At 73.0% G+C, this 17,409-nt stretch carries 18 protein-coding genes; 5 read left to right on the forward strand and 13 right to left on the reverse strand.

The features are described 5' to 3' along the window. Window positions 1–11 precede the first annotated feature (11 nt). The gene (locus tag WCD41_RS07660; RefSeq protein WP_337712812.1) at window positions 12–869 is read left to right on the forward strand and encodes a methyltransferase domain-containing protein; all 858 of its coding nucleotides are present in this window, start codon (window positions 12–14) and stop codon (window positions 867–869) included. Here the strand turns inward: WCD41_RS07660 and WCD41_RS07665 are convergent. From WCD41_RS07665 to WCD41_RS07685, 5 genes are read right to left on the reverse strand one after another with little or no spacing between them, the layout of a single operon-like run. Further along, window positions 829–2,163, reverse strand: coding sequence for an acetyl-CoA carboxylase biotin carboxylase subunit (locus WCD41_RS07665; RefSeq protein ID WP_337712813.1), 1,335 nt, complete (start codon window positions 2,161–2,163; stop codon window positions 829–831). The genes WCD41_RS07660 and WCD41_RS07665 overlap by 41 nt on opposite strands. An 11-nt stretch (window positions 2,164–2,174) precedes the next feature. After that, window positions 2,175–2,417, reverse strand: a complete 243-nt coding sequence (locus WCD41_RS07670) for an acetyl-CoA carboxylase (RefSeq protein ID WP_337712814.1) — start codon at window positions 2,415–2,417, stop codon at window positions 2,175–2,177. Window positions 2,418–2,429: 12 nt separating this feature from the next. Continuing rightward, complete coding sequence (locus WCD41_RS07675) at window positions 2,430–3,401, reverse strand: 5-oxoprolinase subunit C family protein (protein ID WP_337712815.1); 972 nt, start codon at window positions 3,399–3,401, stop codon at window positions 2,430–2,432. Continuing rightward, window positions 3,398–4,303 carry a 5-oxoprolinase subunit B family protein gene (locus WCD41_RS07680; RefSeq protein WP_337712816.1) on the reverse strand — a complete coding sequence of 302 codons (906 nt, stop codon included), beginning with the start codon at window positions 4,301–4,303 and terminating at the stop codon, window positions 3,398–3,400. Before WCD41_RS07680 ends, WCD41_RS07675 begins: the two co-directional genes overlap by 4 nt. After that, window positions 4,300–6,678: a xanthine dehydrogenase family protein molybdopterin-binding subunit gene (locus WCD41_RS07685; RefSeq protein WP_337712817.1), complete on the reverse strand. Its 2,379-nt coding sequence runs from the start codon at window positions 6,676–6,678 to the stop codon at window positions 4,300–4,302. Before WCD41_RS07685 ends, WCD41_RS07680 begins: the two co-directional genes overlap by 4 nt. Window positions 6,679–6,972: 294 nt before the next feature. Between WCD41_RS07685 and WCD41_RS07690 the strand changes: the two genes are divergently transcribed. Further along, window positions 6,973–7,263: a DUF1540 domain-containing protein gene (locus WCD41_RS07690; RefSeq protein ID WP_337712818.1), complete on the forward strand. Its 291-nt coding sequence runs from the start codon at window positions 6,973–6,975 to the stop codon at window positions 7,261–7,263. Here WCD41_RS07690 and WCD41_RS07695 read toward each other — a convergent pair. The 5 genes from WCD41_RS07695 to WCD41_RS07715 all read right to left on the reverse strand — a co-directional run bounded on the left by WCD41_RS07695 (window position 7,248) and on the right by WCD41_RS07715 (window position 12,176). Continuing rightward, window positions 7,248–7,670: a hypothetical protein gene (locus WCD41_RS07695; protein ID WP_337712819.1), complete on the reverse strand. Its 423-nt coding sequence runs from the start codon at window positions 7,668–7,670 to the stop codon at window positions 7,248–7,250. The two genes, WCD41_RS07690 and WCD41_RS07695, sit on opposite strands and share 16 nt — an antisense overlap. An 84-nt stretch (window positions 7,671–7,754) precedes the next feature. Further along, entirely contained in the window at window positions 7,755–8,510 is a 756-nt protein-coding gene (locus tag WCD41_RS07700) for a class I SAM-dependent methyltransferase (protein WP_337712820.1), read from the reverse strand. Further along, a complete protein-coding gene (corA, locus tag WCD41_RS07705) occupies window positions 8,507–9,544 on the reverse strand; it encodes a magnesium/cobalt transporter CorA (protein ID WP_337712821.1) in 1,038 nt (345 codons plus the stop codon). Before corA ends, WCD41_RS07700 begins: the two co-directional genes overlap by 4 nt. Before the next feature lie 26 nt (window positions 9,545–9,570). After that, complete coding sequence (locus tag WCD41_RS07710; RefSeq protein WP_337712822.1) at window positions 9,571–10,326, reverse strand: CPBP family intramembrane glutamic endopeptidase; 756 nt, start codon at window positions 10,324–10,326, stop codon at window positions 9,571–9,573. Continuing rightward, window positions 10,323–12,176: an alpha/beta hydrolase gene (locus WCD41_RS07715; protein ID WP_337712823.1), complete on the reverse strand. Its 1,854-nt coding sequence runs from the start codon at window positions 12,174–12,176 to the stop codon at window positions 10,323–10,325. Before WCD41_RS07715 ends, WCD41_RS07710 begins: the two co-directional genes overlap by 4 nt. A gap of 130 nt (window positions 12,177–12,306) precedes the next feature. On the opposite strand from WCD41_RS07715, the gene WCD41_RS31105 reads away from it, so the two are divergent. Together WCD41_RS31105 and WCD41_RS07720 are read left to right on the forward strand one after the other, a co-directional pair. Beyond that, the gene (locus WCD41_RS31105) at window positions 12,307–12,393 is read left to right on the forward strand and encodes a putative leader peptide (protein ID WP_373695106.1); all 87 of its coding nucleotides are present in this window, start codon (window positions 12,307–12,309) and stop codon (window positions 12,391–12,393) included. A 49-nt stretch (window positions 12,394–12,442) separates the two neighbouring features. Next, window positions 12,443–12,706 (forward strand): DUF202 domain-containing protein, encoded by a 264-nt coding sequence (locus WCD41_RS07720; RefSeq protein WP_337712824.1) that lies wholly within the window; start codon window positions 12,443–12,445, stop codon window positions 12,704–12,706. Window positions 12,707–12,800: 94 nt separating this feature from the next. Here the strand turns inward: WCD41_RS07720 and WCD41_RS07725 are convergent, their stop codons facing one another. The 3 genes from WCD41_RS07725 to WCD41_RS07735 form a co-directional block, all read right to left on the reverse strand. Then, window positions 12,801–14,048, reverse strand: a complete 1,248-nt coding sequence (locus tag WCD41_RS07725) for an SHOCT domain-containing protein (RefSeq protein WP_337712825.1) — start codon at window positions 14,046–14,048, stop codon at window positions 12,801–12,803. Between the two features lie 769 nt (window positions 14,049–14,817). Then, on the reverse strand, window positions 14,818–16,047 hold the full coding sequence (locus WCD41_RS07730) for an amidase (protein WP_337712826.1): 1,230 nt from the start codon (window positions 16,045–16,047) through the stop codon (window positions 14,818–14,820). A 24-nt stretch (window positions 16,048–16,071) separates the two neighbouring features. Beyond that, window positions 16,072–16,521 (reverse strand): hypothetical protein, encoded by a 450-nt coding sequence (locus WCD41_RS07735; RefSeq protein ID WP_337712827.1) that lies wholly within the window; start codon window positions 16,519–16,521, stop codon window positions 16,072–16,074. Between the two features lie 248 nt (window positions 16,522–16,769). On the opposite strand from WCD41_RS07735, the gene WCD41_RS07740 reads away from it, so the two are divergent. Beyond that, window positions 16,770–17,402, forward strand: a complete 633-nt coding sequence (locus WCD41_RS07740; RefSeq protein ID WP_337712828.1) for an L-threonylcarbamoyladenylate synthase — start codon at window positions 16,770–16,772, stop codon at window positions 17,400–17,402. Window positions 17,403–17,409: the final 7 nt, after the last annotated feature.

The raw sequence follows: 17,409 nt of genomic DNA on the forward strand, positions 1-17,409 counted from the left end.
GAGGAGGCGCCTTGCCCGTCCAGGACACCCCCGAGCCCGCCGCGCCGGCGATCTCGCTGCACGACTTCACCGACATCGACCACTCCGCCGAGGCGACGTACGTCGCGGCGCTCGAGGCCTTCGACCGGCTCCCGTTGCTGCGCGAGCTCAAGGCCCTCGCGATCGAGCGCACGCGGACCGGGCCGGGCCGTCACGTCCTCGACGTGGGGTGCGGGTTCGGCCTCGAGACCCTCCGGCTGGCGCGGCTCGTGCAGCCCGGCGGCGCCGTGACCGGGATCGACCTGTCGGACGACTTCATCGCCGAGGCCCGCCGCCGCGCCGCCGCGGCCGGGCTCGAGGTCGATCTCGTCCCCGGCAACGCGGAGGCGCTGCCGTTCCCCGACGACGCCGTCGACGTCGCCCGCGCCGAACGCGTGCTCATCTACCTCGACGCGCCGGACAAGGCGCTCGCCGAGCTCGTCCGCGTGACCCGTCCCGGCGGGCGGATCGCCGTCATCGAGCCGGATTTCGACACCAACACCGTCAACGTGCCGGACGCCGGGCTCGTCCGCGCCGTGCTCGCCCACGAGGCCGACACCGCCGTCGTCAACCCGCGCCTGGTGCGCGACCTGCGCGGCGACCTCACCGCCCTCGGGCTCACCGATGTCCTGATCGAGAGCCGGATGGTCGTGTTCTCCCCAGACCTCGCCGTCCAGTACTTCGCCGGCATCGGGACGGCGGCCGCGACGGCGGGCGCCATCGACGCCGCCGCCGGCCGCCGCTGGACCGACACCGTCGAGGCCCTCCACCGCGAGGGGCGCCTCTTCGGGGCGATCGGCTACTACCTGGTCACGGCGACCGTTCCGCCAGCCAGCTCTCGAGGGTCGTGATGTCGTAGGTCCCGTCGACGACGGCCTGGTCGTCGAGCAGGCGCCGGTGCAGGCCGATCGTCGTGGGCAGGCCGTCGACGCGGTACTCCGCGAGCGCCCGGCGGCCCCGGGCGAGGGCCTCCGCGCGGGTCGGCGCCCACACCGAGAGCTTGGCGACGAGCGAGTCGTAGAACGGCGGCACGACGTCGCCCGCCATCAGCGCCGTGTCGACCCGCACCCCCGGGCCGCCGGGGAGCTCCAACCCGGTGACCTCACCCGGCGACGGCATGAAGTCGGCGTCGGGGTCCTCGGCGTTGACCCGGAACTCGATCGAGGCCCCGCGGCACGCGATGTCGTCCTGGCCCACCGACAGCTCGGCGCCGCCGGCGATCCGCAACTGCTCGGCGACGAGGTCGAGGCCGGTGACCCACTCCGTGATCGGGTGCTCGACCTGGATGCGGGTGTTCATCTCGATGAAGTAGTACTCGGACCCCTCGACGAGGAACTCCACCGTCCCGGCGCCGACGTAGCCGACCTCGCGGGACAGGCGGACCGCGGCGTCGCAGAGCGCCTCCCTCAGCGCGGCCGACAGCCCCGGCGCCGGCGCCTCCTCCAGGATCTTCTGGCGGCGGCGCTGCAGCGAGCACTCCCGCTCGAAGCAGTGCACGACGTTGCCGTGGGTGTCGGCGAGGACCTGCACCTCGACGTGCTTGGGCCCCTGCAGCGCCCGCTCGAGGTAGACCGCGTCCGACCCGAACGCCGAGGCGGCCTCGCGCTGGGCCTCGACCACGACCTCGCGCAGCTCGTCGGCCGAGGATGCCGGTCGGATGCCCCGCCCTCCCCCGCCCGCCGACGCCTTGACCAGCACCGGGTAGCCGACCTCCTCGGCCGCGGCGACGGCGTCGTCGACCGACGCGACCTCGTCCGACCCGGGGACGACGGGCACGTCCGCCGACCGGGCCAGCGCCCGCGCCGCCGCCTTGTCGCCCATCGTCGCGATCACCGACGACGGCGGGCCGACGAAGACCAGCCCCGCCTCCTCGACCGCGGCGGCGAAGGCCGGGCGCTCGGAGAGGAAGCCGTAGCCCGGGTGCACCGCGTCGACGCCCGACGACCTCGCCGCCGCGAGCACCGCGTCGGCGTTGAGGTAGCTCTTGGACGCCGACGACTTGCCGAGGTGCACGGCGTCGTCGGCCATCCGCACGTGCGCGGCCTCCGCGTCCGCGTCGGAGTAGATGGCGACCGCCCGGATGCCGAGCTCCCGACAGGCGCGCACGACGCGCAGGGCGATCTCGCCACGGTTGGCGATCAACACCGACGAGAGCGTCACGTCTCCAGCTCGACCAGGTCCTGGCCGATCGTCACCTCGTCCTCGTTCTCGACGAGGAACGCCGACACCGTGCCCGCCGCGTCGGCCTTCACCTCGTGGAAGGTCTTCATGACCTCCACCAGGCCCACCGTGTCGCCCTCCGCCACCGACGCACCCTGCGTCACGTAGGGATCGGCATCGGGCGAGGGTCGGTGGTAGAAGACGCCGGGCGTCCGGGAGGTGATCTTGTGACTGCCCACGAGCGGGACCCCTTAGGAGAGCGCGGAACGGATGCGGTCGAGCGCGGCGTGACGATCCCGGCGGACCTGCAGCGCCCCGTCGAGGTCGACGGGCACGAAGCGCGTCTTGTCACCGGTCTTGGTCTGGGCCAGCCGGTCGCGGTCGACGGAGACGACGGTGCCGAGCGTCGCGTAGCCGCCCCCGGTGACGGCGTCCTGCAGCAGCACGATCGGCTCGACGCCGCCGGGCACCTGCACCGACCCGACGGGATACCCGCAGTCGGTGACGTTGGCCGGGTCGCTGCCCGCCCCGAACGGCTGCTCGCGGGGCACGAACTCCAGCTCGGCGCCGCGGAAGCGGTAGCCGACGCGGTTGGCGTCCGGGGTCACCTTCCACTCGGTGTCGGTGAACCGCGCGAGGCTGTCCTCGGTGAGCCGGTAGCTGTGCAGCCCGACCAGCAGGTGCACCTCCGCGGTCGAGGGGTGCACCGGCACGTCGGACGGGTCGAGCCGCCGACCGCCGCGAGGGTCGCGGGCGTCGGAGCCGAGCGCCAGCTCGTCACCCGCCCGCAGCGCCCGGCCCTCGAAGCCGCCGATGCCGACGAGCGTGTAGGTCGAGCGGCTGCCGTAGTACAGCGGCACGTCGATGCCGCCGGCGACGGCGACGTAGGGCCGCGCACCGGCGCGCAGCTGCCCGAACGACAGGACCGAGCCCGCCGACACCGCGACGGACTCCCACAGCGGGATCTCCTCGCCGTCGACGAAGGCCGGGATGTCGGCACCCGTGACGGCGACGACGGTGTCCTCGGTGAACTCGAGCGTCGGCCCGAGGTAGACGGCCTCGAGGGACGCGGCGCCCGGCGCGTTGCCGACCAGCGCGTTGCCCACGTGGTAGGCGAACGAGTCGAGCGCACCGGAGGGCGGGAAGCCGATGCTGTAGTAGCCGAGCCGCCCGGTGTCCTGGACCGTCGTCTCGAGCCCGGGGTCACGAACGATCACGCTCACCCGTACAGCACCTCCTTCATCGCGGCGTTGGTGCCGTCCGGGTCGGCGAGGAAGCGGCTCGGCGAGAACTCCAGCTCCGTGAACGAGTAGCGCCACGTCCCGGCGTCGACCTGGGCGCGCACGTCGTCGTACTCCTCCTGGTCGACCCGGCGGTAGTTGATGACGTCGCCGTGCTTGAAGAACACCACCGAGTCGTTCTCGGCGAAGTCCGGCAGGCGCTGCTCGCCGTCGAAGATCGGCGCGGGCGCCGAGCCGAAGAGCTGGTAGCCACCGGCGCCCTTCACCGGGTAGATCACCGCGAACGCCCCGCCGAACCCGAAGGCCCGCTCCGGGGTCTCGGTCCGCGGGCGGATGTACTTCGGCACCTCGACCTGGCGCTCCCGCGGCACCAGCTGGAAGCACCACGGCAGCCCGGGGACGAACCCCATCATCGTGACCAGGTAGGGCGACGCGGCGAGCGCGTCGATGAAGTCCTCGGTCGAGGAGTAGCCGTTGATCCGGGCCCCGTAGTCGAGGTCGGTGCCGTTCGGGTCCTGGTGGCGGTCGCGGAACTTCATGAGGACCTCGTGGGTCCACGGGTCGTTCAGCATGATCGGGACGTCGATGATGCGCGACGCGATCGTGAGGTCGTCGGAGAGCGTCCCGATCTCGCCCTCGATGCGCTGCAGCTCGCGCACGAGGTCGCGCGGGTGGATCCGGTCGGGGTCGACGCGGACCATGTACGACGCGTTCGACGGCGCGATCTCCTCGACGCCGGGGATGGCCTCCTCGGCCAGCCGGCGCGTGATCGCCAGCGAGGTGAAGTGCACCGGCAGGCTCATCGCCGCCGAGAGCTCGACGTAGACGAACTCGTCGCCGCCGTGGTCGTACCGCGTCTCGGTGTCCGTGGTGGCCCCGGTCATGCGATCACCTTGGCCGCGCCCGCGACGGCACGCCAGACCTGCTGCGGGGTCAGCGGCATGTCGAGGTGGGTGACGCCCCGGGCCGCGAGCGCGTCGATCGCCGCGTTCACCACCGCGGGCGACGAGCCGATCGCCCCGGACTCGCCGATGCCCTTGGCGCCGAGCGGGTTGGTCGGCGAGAGCGTGACCGTCTGGTCGAGCTCGAAGGCCGGCAGGTCGCTCGCCGCGGGGATCGCGTAGTCGGCGAGCGTCGCCGCCGTCGGCTGCCCCACGTCGTCGAACGTCGCGTGCTCGTAGAGGGCCTGGGAGATGCCCTGCGCGATGCCGCCGTGGAGCTGCCCGTCGACGATCTGCGGGTTGACGATGCGCCCGCAGTCGTCGACGGCGACGAAGCGCCGCACGGTGGTCCGCCCGGTCTCGGTGTCCACCTCGACGACCGCGATGTGCGTGCCGAACGGCCACGTGAAGTTGGGCGGGTCGAAGTGGTGGTCGGCGTAGAGGTTGGGCTCCATGCCCTCGGGCAGGTCCGCGGCGAGCGACGCCGCGCCCGCGACCTCCTGGATCGTGATCTTCGGCCCCGACGTGCCCGCCACCGAGAACTCGCCGCCGGTGAACTGCAGGTCGTCCTCGGACGCCTCCAGCAGGTGCGCGGCGATCTTGCGGGCCTTGTCGACGACCTTCTCCGCCGCCCCGTACACCGCCGACCCGCCGACGGCGAGGCTGCGCGAGCCGTAGGTGTCGCGGCCGAACGGGGCGATCATCGTGTCGGAGTGGAAGACCTCCACGTCTCCGGGGTCGATGCCGAGCGAGTCGGCGACGATCTGCGCCCACGCCGTCTCGTGGCCCTGCCCGTGGGGGCTCGTGCCGGTGACGACCTCGGCGCGCCCGGCGGTGGTCATCCGGACCGTCGCGGCCTCCCAGCCCCCGCTCTGCAGCCGGACCCCCGCGGCGACCTTCGACGGGGAGAGCCCGCCGGACTCGGTGAAGTTGCCGATGCCGACGCCCAGCTCGACCGGGTCGCCCGCCGCCCGGCGGCGCCGTTGTTCCTCCCGCAGACCGTCGTAGTCGACGAGCTCGAGGGCCCGGCGCATCGCCTTCTCGTAGTCGCCGGAGTCGTACTGCACGCCCGACGGGACGGTCCGGGGCTCGTCGAACGGCGGGTGCAGGTTGCGCAGCCGCAGCTCGGCCGGGTCCATCTCCAGCGCGCGGGCCAGGTCGTCGAGCACCCGCTCGTGGGCGTAGGCGGCCTCCGAGCGGCCCGCGCCGCGGTAGGCGTCGGTGGGCGTGAGGTTGGTGAACACGCCCTGGCACGAGAAGTCGTAGGCGCCGAAGTCGTAGAGCCCGCAGTAGGTGAACGCCCCGAACACCGCGATGCCCGGGGTCAGCAGCTGCAGGTAGGCACCCATGTCCGCGACGAGGCGGACCTTCATGCCGAGGATCTTCCCGTCGCGTGTCGCGCCGACGGTCATGTACTGGACCTGCCCGCGCCCGTGGGTGGTCGCGAGGTGGTGCTCGGAGCGGGTCTCGGTCCACTTCACCGGGCGCCTGAGCCGCCGGGCGAGGACGAGCGCGAGCGCCTCCTCGGCGTAGACGTTGAGCTTCGCGCCGAAGCCGCCGCCGACGTCGGGGGCGACGACGCGCAGCTTGGTGTCGGAGACGCCGCAGATCGCCGCGAGGATGTCGCGCACGAAGTGGGGCACCTGGGTGGAGGTGTGGATCGTGAACCCGCCGCCCACGGCGTCGGGGGTGACGACGACGGCGCGTGGCTCCATCGGGGAGGCCATCACGCGCTGCTGGAGGTAGCGGCCCTCGACCACGACGTCGGCCTGCGCCAGCGCGGCGTCGACGTCGCCGACCGCGAGCGGCCAGGTGTAGCAGTGGTTGGTGCCGAACTCCTCGTGCACCAGGGGGGCGTCCGGCGCGAGGGCGGCCTCGATGTCGACCACGGCGGGCAGCTCGTCGTAGTCGACGACGACGAGCTCGGCGGCGTCCCGAGCGGCCGCGGCGCCGGTGGCGACGACGACCGCCACGGCGTCGCCCACGTGGTTGACCTCGTCGCGGGCCAGCGGCTGGTGGTCCGGGACGAGGATGTCCTCGGTGACCGGCCAGCCGCACGGGATGCCGGCCACGAACTCGCCGGCGAGGTCCACGCCGGTCAGGACGGCGACGACCCCGGGGCGCTCGCGGGCCGCCGCGGTGTCGATCGCGGTGATCCGGGCGTGGGCCACCGGACTGCGCACCAGCGCGAGGTGCACGGTGCCCAGCGGGGCGATGTCGTCGGTCCAGGTGCCCCGGCCGGTGAGGAGGGCCTCGTCCTCACGGCGCGGGAGGCTCTGTCCGATGTGCGTCTTCGGTTGCGGGACGGTCTCGGTCACCGGGGGCGCTCCCCTCGACGGTGGTGTGGTGGCGGTGGTGTGGGTCACCGTGGACCGTTTGATCCGTTCTGGGAAGTCCCCGCGATCTCGCGCCGCACTGAGGACAGGACATCCTTGGTCCGACAGGCCCGGACGGGTGCTGCGATCTGTGACCGTGGTCACATTACCGCTTGTTTGCCGCGGGTGTCGCTGCCATCATCCCTGGTCGCCACCGGCCGCCGGGAGCATCCGCCCTGCTCAGGGCAGCCTTCACTGCGTGGCGAGAGGCGTCGTCGACCCGCCACGATCTACGCCATGACCTCGACCCAGAGCCTGCCCACGGTCCAGGGCTGTTCGGCGTCCTCCTGTGCCTACAACGAGGACTCCGCCTGCCACGCGGCCGCCATCACGATCGCCGGCGACAACGCCAAGTGCGGCACCTTCGTGGAGATCTCGTTCCGCGGTGGCGTGGACGCCAACGGCGTCGTCGGCGCCTGCCACCGCTCGGAGTGCAAGTTCAACGACAAGCTCGAGTGCACCGCGTCGTCGGTGCAGATCGGCTCCGGCAAGGACGTCGCCGACTGCCTGACCTACGAGGCGCGGTAGAGCTCCTCGAGCGGCGCGACCGACCCCGCTGCCCCCGCCAGGGCCTCCACCACGAGCCCGCGGACGGGGTCGGCGCGCAGCGTCCCGTCGGCGACGGCGAGGGCGGCCACGCTGTCGTCGTCGTCGACCAGGACCGTTGCACCGCGGGCGGCCAGCCCGGCGAGCGCTCCGAGCACGGCGCGCCGCCCGGTGTGGTCGAGCCCCTCGGTGACCCGGTCCACCAGCACGATCGCGGCGTCGCCGGCCTCCTCGAGGCAGCGGCGCCGCTCCGAGACCCCCGCCGCCGGGTCGACCGCGACCCGGCGGATCGCCGACGACGAGTCGTCGAACATCGCCATCAGTCGCCGACGCACGATCGGCTCGCCGAGCAGCACGGTCACCTCGGCCGTGGGCAGTCGCAGCGTCATCCACGCCTCCTCGTCACTGAGGGGAGGCTAACCTCGCTTGCCCGCCGGAGTCGAGGGCCGGGGTCCCGATCGCGTGGATCTCGTTCAGATGTCCGAAGGCCGCCGCGTGGCACACCACAACGCCGTCGCGAACGGCACCCGCACCGGATCGGTGCCCACCCGCCGCGCGATCACCGCCCGCGCCCGCCGACGCACCTCCGCCCGCTCCCCGGGCGACAGGGTCAGCACCGTCGAGTAGGTGCCCAGCATCGCCGCCACGTCGTCGGCGGCCATCCACGTCTCGTGACGGAACACCTCCGAGGTCCCGGGCCCGAACGGTGCGCCCTCCGGCAGATCGATCGTGAACCCGTCCTCCACGCCCGACGTGCTGTCCTTGTCATCGGCGCGCTGGACGTGCCGCAGCTCCGCCACCCACGGGGTGGTCGGGTCGGCGAAGCTCCACAGCAGGCCCAGGACGCCACCGGGGCGCAGCACGCGGGCGATCTCCGCGGTCGCCCGCTCCGGGTCGAACCAGTGCCAGGCCGACGAGGCGACCACGGCGTCGACGGAGGCGTCGGGCAGGGGGATGTCCTCGGCGGTGCCGGCGAGTGCCGCCACCCCGGGGCTGCGCGCGGCGAGCACCGCCCGCATCGCGTCGTCCGGTTCGACGGCGACGACGTCCGCCACCCCCTCGGCGGCCAGCGACCGCGTCACGAGCCCGGTCCCCGCCCCGAGGTCGAGCACCCTCACGTCCGGCGAGGGCAGCAGCCGGCGCAGGGCCGCCGGCACGGGCGCCGGGCGCAGGCGGTCGTACTCCTCGGCGGCCGCGCCGAACGAGCGCGCGCGCTCGGGACGGGTCACAGCCAGCCGCGCTTGCGGAAGACCAGGTAGAGCGTGAGCGAGACGAGCACCATGAGGCCGAGGGCGAAGGGGTAGCCGAGGTGCCAGGCGAGCTCGGGCATGTGCTCGAAGTTCATGCCGTAGATCGCCCCGATCAGCGACGGGGTGAACAGGATCGCCGCCCAGGACGAGATCTTCTTGACCTCCTCGCCCTGCGCCAGGCTGGTCTCGGAGAGCGTGCGCATCTCCTCGTTCTGCCGCTGGCCCACCAGGGCCGCGTTGACCTGCAGGATGTTGCCGAGCAGCTGGCGGAAGTTGTCGGCCGACTCGCTGACCTGCGCGGTGTGGTCGGCGACGTCGCGCAGGCCCCGGTGCAGCTCGATGCGCTCCGGGTCGTCGGCGTACTCGGCGAGCAGCCCGTCGAGGACCTCGCGCAGCGGGTCGACGGCGCGCTGGAGCTCGATGACCTCGCGGGAGAGCTGGTAGATGCGCCGCGAGACGCTCGGGTCGCCGCCGAAGACCTGGGTCTCGATCTGGTCGATGTCGTCGCGCAGGCCGAGCACCACGGGCCGGTAGTCGTCGACGACGCGGTCGAGCACCGCGTAGAGCACGGCGCGCGGCCCCTGGGCGAGCAGCTCGGGGTCGGCCTCCAGCCGCGAGCGCACCGACGACAGGTCCGGGGTCTCGGCGTGCCGGACGGTGACGACGAAGTCGCGGCCGAGGAAGAGGTGGATCTCGCCGACCTGGACGTCCTCCTCCTCGTCGACGTACCAGGCGGGACGCAGCACGACGAACTCGACGTCGTCGTAGCGCTCGAGCTTGGGCCGCTGGTGGGCGAGCACCGCGTCCTCGACGGCGAGCGAGGGCAGCGACAGCTCGCGGGACAGCCGGTCGAGCTCCTCGGCGTCGGGTCGCAGCAGGCCGATCCAGGCGAACCCCGCGTCGTCCTCGGGCGTGCCGTCCCGGTCGTGCAGCAGCGCCAGCGTGCGGTCGAGGGAGTCGGGCTCGCTCTCCCGCTCGCCGCGCACGTAGACGGCGTTGTCGACGACGGTCATCGGGAGAGTGTCCCGCGTCGTCGGCGCTAGTGCGCGAGCGCGACCCCGGCCGCCACGAGGCCGACCGCATTGGTGCCCAGGTGCAACCCGATCGGGGCGAGCACCGAGCCGGTGCGGTGGCGCAACCACCCCAGGGCGAAGCCGCCCAGCACCGTCACGGCGATGACGGCCAGCGCGGAGGTCCACTGCAGGGTCGGGGGCAGCGGCACCGCCGACGGGCCCATCGCGACGGTGAGGTGCCACAGGCCGAACGCCACGGCCGTCGTGCTCAGGGCGACGCGCGCGCTCAGCGAGCGCACCGAGTGGCCCTGCAGGACGCCCCGGAAGGCGAGCTCCTCGGCCAGCACGGTGCCCAGCGGGATGAGCACGAGGCCGCGCAGCAGTAGCGCGCCGGGAGAGGCGCCCGCGAGCTGGGGGTTCTCGAGCATCTCCGGGGCGACGACGAGCACGGCGCCGTAGCCGAGCACCGCGACGCCGATCGCCGCGCCGCCCCAGCGCAGCCCGGCGGCCCAGGTGCCGCGGCCGATGCCGAGGTCGGCCCAGGTCAGGCCGAGCAGGCGCGCCACGGTGACCATCGCCGCGACGCCGCCGACGTTGAAGACGGCCTTGAGCACCGGGTCGGCGGGCAGGGCGGGGAGCGCGAGGTTGCTCCACGTGAGGAGAAGGACCGCGATCACCGCCGGCGGGGCGAGGCGGCGCCAGTGGGAGGGCTTCCTGGCCCCGTCGGTGGTCGTGTCGGCCTCCGGGCAGCCGGGCGTGGCCGTGTGCTGGGGAGCGGTCACACCCCCAGCATGCCTGCCACCCTCTGCGTGTCCGCATCGGTCCACCCCGGGGGCGTACCCAGGGCGAGCCACCCGCCCACCATGACCTCCCGGTACTGGTGGCCGTGCCCGTCGGGCACCGACAGCGAGTTGGTGAGGTCGATGGTGACCTGCCAGAACGTCACCACGGGGTACCAGTCGACGGCCTCGGAGACGTCCCGACCTCGGGGTTCGGCGAGCCAGTCCGGCCGGTGCCAGAGCAGCGTCGGCGTCCACCAGACGATGGGGTCGGACGCGTGCTGCAGGTAGACCACGTGTGGTGGAGACCACACCCCTGCCGGGCGTGTCAGGTCCTCCGCGGTCGACCCGAACCGGACATCCCGGCCCCCGTCGACCACGGGCAGCACGGCGGGCGACCCGGGGTCCCGACGCGCGGTGAGCGCCGCGTGGAGGCGGTTCGAGTTCGGCGGCCCCACCCAGAGCACGCCGTCGGCCTCGGCCCGGGCCTCGTCGATGCTCGAGAACGCGGCCTCGGAGCCCTGGGAACCGAGGCTCTCGCCGAACACCAGCAGCCGCGGGCGCCGGTCGGGCGGCAGCTGCTCGACCCGGGCGTGCACCGCGTCGAACAGGGCCCGCCCCTCGGCCTCGGCACGTGACCGGTCGACGACGAACGACAGCCAGCTCGGCAGGTAGGAGTACTGGGTGGCGACGATCGCGGTGTCCCCGCCCCAGATCATCTCGAGGGAGTCGGCCACCGGGTCGTCGATCCACCCGGTGCCGGTGGTGGTCACGAGAGCGAGCACCGAGCGCTGGAACGCCCCGGTGCGCTCGAGCTCGGCGACGGCGAGCGCGGCGCGCTGCTCCGGGCCGGACGCGGACATCAGCCCGACGTAGGCGCGGATCGGGGGCACCGGGGCGCGTCCGGACGCCGCGCCGAGGTCGGCGAGGGTGCGCCCGCCGGCCACGAAGTCCTGCCCTTCGCGCCCCAGGGTGTCCCACCGCACGAGCGAGGCCGGCGACCCCGAGCGCAGCGGCGAGGCGGGCGCGACCACGCCGGGGTAGGTCTGGTCGTTGGTCGCGCTGAACGCGGCGTCGGCGGCGCGCAGCCCGGTGCGCAGGACCAGGGCGTCGATCACGGTGGCGACGAGGACGACCACGAGCACCGTCCCGACGACGGTCGCGACCTGCGCGGGCAGGTGGGCACGACGCCGTAGGAGGTCCGCGGCCCGGCCCGCGAGCCAGCGCACGCCGCGCCCGAAGCCGACGATCAGACCGGCGATCACGATCGCCACCGGCCCGGCGCGCAGCCACCCGTCGGTGGTCGGCTGGTCGATCCCCATGAGCGCCGCGACCTGCCGTTGCCACGCCGCGCCCGCGAGCAGCATCCACAGCAGCGCGACCAGCGCGGTGACGACGAGGACGAGCCACGTGCCCGGGGTGAACCACTGCGGCGTCGCGCGCTGCACGCGCCCGGTCAGGCGGGTCCAGCGCGCGGTGCGCCCGAGCAACCAGGCGAAGGCCACGCCCAGCCCGTAGCCCAGCCCGCCCGAGATGCCGGTGGCGAGCCCCTGGAAGAGGTAGTCCCGGGGGATCAGCGACGGCGTGAGCGAGATGAGCGCGAACGCGGTGCCGAGGACGAAGCCCGCCGGGTGTGCGCGCGGGACGTACCGGACGAGGGCGGCGATCCGCGGGGAGAGCAGCGGCGAGTCGCCGCCGAAGTGGTGACGTGCGCCCTCGCGGTGCCAGAGGTGGTGGTGCTCGAGCTCCTCCTCGAACTCCCGCTGGAACTCGGTGTCGAGCTCGGTGTCCGTACGGCTGTCGGTGTCACCGCCGGTGCCCGGAGCCGTCGTCCGGGTCTCGCGGTCCGCCACGCACCACAGCTTCCCGCGTCAGGCAAGGAGGAACACGCACCGGGCCGCGCGGTGGGCGTGATCTCCCCCGCCGTGTCCCCCGGCGTCGCCCCTGGTTCCCCGGACCGCCGCGTGGCAGGCTCTCCTGACCATGCCCGCGCTGCGCCTGCGACTCGTGGCCCGTCGCCACGTGGACCTCGCACGCGTCGCCAGCGCGATGTGCCGCCACGAGCGCTGAGACGCCTCCCCCATCCCTCACCGCCCGCCCCACGCCAGGGAGCCGTGCCGTGGCACAGCCGGCCGCGCAGCGCCAGCAGGATCTCGACGACGACGGCCCCGACCTGCGCTGGGTCCTCGCGGCCGAGCGCACGCTGCTCGCCTGGTTCCGCCTGTCGCTGGCGCTCTTCCTCGTCGGCGTGGTGCCGCTCGTGCTCGTGCCGCCCGGTACGGCGACGGTGCTCGTGACGGTGGTGTCGGGCGGGCTGATGATCGCGGGCGGCGCGGCGGCGGTCGAGGGTCTCCGGCGCTGGCGGCGCGGTCAGTCGCGCTGACGCAGCAGGTCCTCCAGCCTCGACGACGATAAGAGACCAGAACCAGGACGGCGCACGACGGGGAACAGCGTCATCACCGACCGGCAGCGACGCCTCACGTCATCGAGGCCAGGGAGACGACCATCATCCAGATGACCAGCCCCACGATGACGAGTCCAGCAACGATGATGCCGAGCGGCAGCGCCAGCACGCCGACGCCGGTGGTCGTGACCCGCCAGGCGCGCCCCATCCCTTCCCAGGAGCGGTAGAGCACCACCACGACGACGAGTTGGATCGCGAGCCCGACTCCGGCCCAGATCACCCCGTCGTCCCCTCCCGCACCGAGCGCGACCAAGAGGGCGACGAGCGAGACCGCGGCGGCCGTCCCGACCAGCCCCAGCGCCACGATCTGACTCGCCGGACGCTTCGAGTCGGGCGCCGGGCCGTCGCCACCGCCAGCCGCCGCCGTGAGCCAGGTCGTCTGGGGCCCGCCTTCGCTGAACTGAGCTCGACGCCGGAATCGATAGCTGTACCAGTGCGGACCACTCGCCTGCTGCTCCCAACCGTGGGCGAGCAGCTCGGTCCGAATCTCCTCCAGGGCTCTCTCTGCCCACTCACGGTCGGTGCCGGCCAACCCTTCGATGGCGGGACCACCGGCGAAGTGCTCGAACCCGTGTCTCAGGATCTCGCCACCTTCGACGTACGGCCCGGTCTGGTTGGCGACGAATGCTGCCCGCAGCAGGGCTGGGCTGCCCACGACGTTGCTCACGATCGACCGGCCAGCAGCCATACCCAGTTCACGAGCCTCGACGTGGAGCTCGTCCCATTCCGCCACGACCGTTGTCGGGTGTGGATCGCGCATCTGGCCTCTGAACGTCGCGACGCAATCGGTCAAGCTGTCGAGCATCCGACCGAGGTGCTGATTGAGCTCCGGAGTTCGGACAACAGAACCTTGGACGACGGCAATCACGTCGCTCTCCTCGGGGTGCGTGAGGAGACGCGCCATCCGGCTGCCCGCGTTGATGCGCTCCACGGCGTCGCGAGCTCGCTCACGTTCAGCAGGCGATCGGATTTCCCACACCGGGTCACACACGAGGCTCATGGACGTCGAACCGTCGTGCTCGAGGTCGACCTCGACGAGCAGACCGCGGTGACCGAAGGTGATGTCACCGTCCTGATCGATCTCAGGCTGCAGTCCCATGTCTCGCAGCGCAAGGCAGACCGTCTCGCGTGGCGACGCGGCGGGCAGGGCAGGGTGCGCGAGGATCTCGGCCTTCAAGCGCGCGAACTCGCTGTCGTCGATGACACCTGCCGCGCGCAACCGCCCGAGTTCAGAGAGCTTCTCTAGCACATGGTCGCTCATCGCGCTCCCTCCTCCATCTCTTGGATGAATCGGCCGCGACAGCCCGGGGCGACCTCCGACGCCTTCTGTCGAATTCGACCCAACACCTCGGGCGAGAACGAAGCGGTCGCCGTGCTGCGCTCAGCTCACGGGCCTCTTGAACCACCACGCGTTCCAGCCGGAATCTCCGCTGTGCCCGACCAGTTCGAACCCGTCGTCACCAAGCTGCCGCATGACGTCGTAGAGCGCCTCACCTGCAAGCTTCGACCACGGGGGCCGATGACTGAAGTAGACGCACCGATGCTTCCCTCGCCCAGTCCCCTCCCAGGAGATATGGGCAATCTCCCATGTGGTCACTGCCTCGACGCCTCTCCGCAGTTCTTCACATCGAATCGACCAACCGAACGACCTCGGCGCCTGGGGTGGTCAACCACGCGAGATCACGGGGAATGCAGTATGCCGCGTCTGTGATGCAGATCACTACGCACATTGAGTGAATGGATTAGGCCATACGGGTGGCGCGAGAACGAATTAACCAGTTCCATCGGCGCAGCGAAAAGACGCCTTGAGGCGGTCGTCAGGCTGCTTGGTCACGCGGCCCCACCGGACGAGCCACCGTCGACCCGCCGCTGAGAGCGATCTCGGGGCCGGGCGCATGTCGGAGTCGAGCGCCGTCGACATCAGGGAGAGGGCTATCTCACGAAGACGTCCTCGCTCTGACGGAAACGCTCCGAAATTCGAAGCATTCTCACGGAAGAGTCGCCCGACCGGCCCGGTCGCGGACGCGCCCTCACCGGTCGCGGGACACGTCTCCGCCCACGTCGCGCAGCAGGTCCTCCAGCCACCGCCCGACGGCGAGGAGCGCGTCCTCCCTGTCGGGGTGACCGATCAGGGCGAGCCCGAGGGGCAGGCCGTCCTCGTCCCGCGCGCCGGGCACGGCGAGCGAGGGCAGGCCGAGCAGGTGCCAGGGACGGGACAGGACGGGGTCGCCGGTGCCCTCGGTGGCGAGCGGGGCGACCCCCAGGGCGCCGGGGACGACGACGGCGTCGGCGTCGTCGAGCCGCGCTAGCACCGTGGCGCGCGTGGCGGCGCTCCGCTCCCGGGCGCCGGCCAGGACGTCCTCGGGGACCGCGCGGCCCTCCTCGAGCATCGCGGTCAGGCGCGCCCCCAGCCCGGGCACGGCCGGGACGACGCCCGCGGCCTCCGCCGCCATCACCGTGCGGTGGTCGGCGACCGCCACGCCCAGATCGATGTCCCAGGACGCGACCTCGGCGCCATGGTGACGGGCCCGCTCCACCGCCTCCGCATGTGCCCGGCGCATGGCCGGGGACACGTCCGCGACGTCGGTGCCGTCCCAGGCGAGGAGTCGCGGGGCCGCCTCGAGCGCCGGGGCGGGCGCACGGCCGGCGAGCGCGGCGCGGGCGAGCGCCACGTCCTCGACGGTCGCGGCGAACAGCCCGAGGGTGTCGAGGCTCGGCGCGAGCGGGTTCACGCCGTCGGTCGGCAGGGTCCCGCGGGCCACCGCGAGGCCCGCGACCCCGCAGAACGACGCGGGCCGGACCACCGAGCCCGCGGTCTGGGTGCCGACGGCGAGCGGCACCATGCCGGCGGCGACGGCGGCCGCCGACCCGCTGGACGAGCCGCCCGGCGTGCGCGCGGGATCGTGCGGGTTGCGCGTCGGGCCGGGATCGAAGCACGCGAACTCCGTCGTGACGGTCTTGCCCACCACGACGGCGCCGACGTCGCGCAGCATCCGCACGATCGCGGCGTCCTCGGTGGCCGGCGCCGCGTCGTCGCGGGTCGGCGAACCGCAGCGGGACGGGACGCCTGCGACGTCCACGATGTCCTTGATGCCGACCGGGACGCCCGCCAACGGTCCGGTCGTGGCGTCCGTCGGCGGGACCGGCGTGACCCAGGCGCGCACGTCGGCGTCGATGGCCGCGATCCGCCGTCGCGCGCGGGCGAGGGCGTCGGGTCCGCGCGCGTCGGCCAGCCGCCAGGGGGCCACGAGGTCGTCCACGGGCGAGGAGTCTGGCCCGCGGTGTCAGCCCACGGAAATGGGGAGCATCTTCGTCTGACCGAACTCGGGCGGCTCGTCGTCGGGGTTCGACTGCGGGACGCGCGTCGTCGGCGAGGAGCTGGACCGGCTCGCCTGCTGCGAGTCGGCACCCGACCGGGAGCCGTCGTCGGAGGTCGAGCGCTGCGGGTCGGAGTCGGAGGGTGAGTCGGACGAGCCGCCGGCGTCGCAGCTCGCCTGCCGGCCGCTGCTGTCACCGTCGCTGCGGCCGCCCCCGAGCCCGAGGTCGCCGAGCAGCCCGCCGACCAGGCCGTCGCCGGGCTCGCACGTCGTCGCGCTGCGGTGTCCCGAGTGGCCCGAGCTCCCGTGGCCGGAGGACGACGCGTCCCATCCGGAACCGGAGTCGTCGTCGCTGGGCGTCGCCAGCGCCAGTCCGGTGCCGGAGCCGGCGAGGGCCAGCGCGGCCGAGGTGGCCACGGCGCCACGCCCGAGGAGTCGGGGGATGGCGGGGGTGCGAGGTTCGCTACGGTGGGCGCCCATTCGAGTTCCTCCTCCAGCGCGACCATGGTGGTCCGGATGCAGTAACGGCATCTCGATCGCGTCCGCTGTAGGTCTCATTCCGGTCACGGCACAACTCGGAGTGCCCCGACCGGGGTGCTCCCAATCCCCTCGATCCGCAGGTCCGGGGAGTTCCGCGTGTCAGGGCCTGCTCCTAGGCTGCGGCGATGGCGGCGACGACGACGGCCCGCTGGGTCGAGGTGCACCCCCGCAACCCCCAGCGGCGGGCGATCCGCGCGACCGTGGACCTCCTGCGGGAGGGCGGGCTCATCGCCTACCCGACCGACTCCTGCTTCGCGCTGGGCGCCATGGTGGGCAACCGCGAGGGCCTCGAGCGGATCCGCACCATCCGCCGGCTCGACGCCCACCACCACTTCACGCTGGTGTGCCGCGACTTCGCCCAGCTCGGCCAGTTCGTGCGCATCTCGACGCCGGTGTTCCGCGCGGTGAAGGCGGCGACGCCCGGCTGCTACACGTTCATCCTGCCGGCGACGAAGGAGGTGCCGCGCCGGCTCCTGCACCCGCGCAAGCGCACGGTCGGGGTCCGGATCCCGCAGCACCCGGTAGTCGACGCCCTGCTGGCCGAGCTCGACGAACCGTTGCTCTCGTCGACCCTGCTCCTGCCCGACACCGAGGAGCCGATGACCACGGGATGGGAGATCCACGAGCGGCTCGGTCATCAGCTCGACGCGATCCTCGACTCCGGGGAGTGCGGGACGGAGCCGACGACGGTCATCGACCTCTCCGGCGACGAGCCGGAGCTGATCCGGCAGGGCGCCGGGGAGGGATTCCAGTGGTGAGGCGCGC

It is taken from the genome of Actinomycetospora aeridis (genome assembly GCF_037400275.1).
GTDB lineage: Bacteria > Actinomycetota > Actinomycetes > Mycobacteriales > Pseudonocardiaceae > Actinomycetospora > Actinomycetospora aeridis.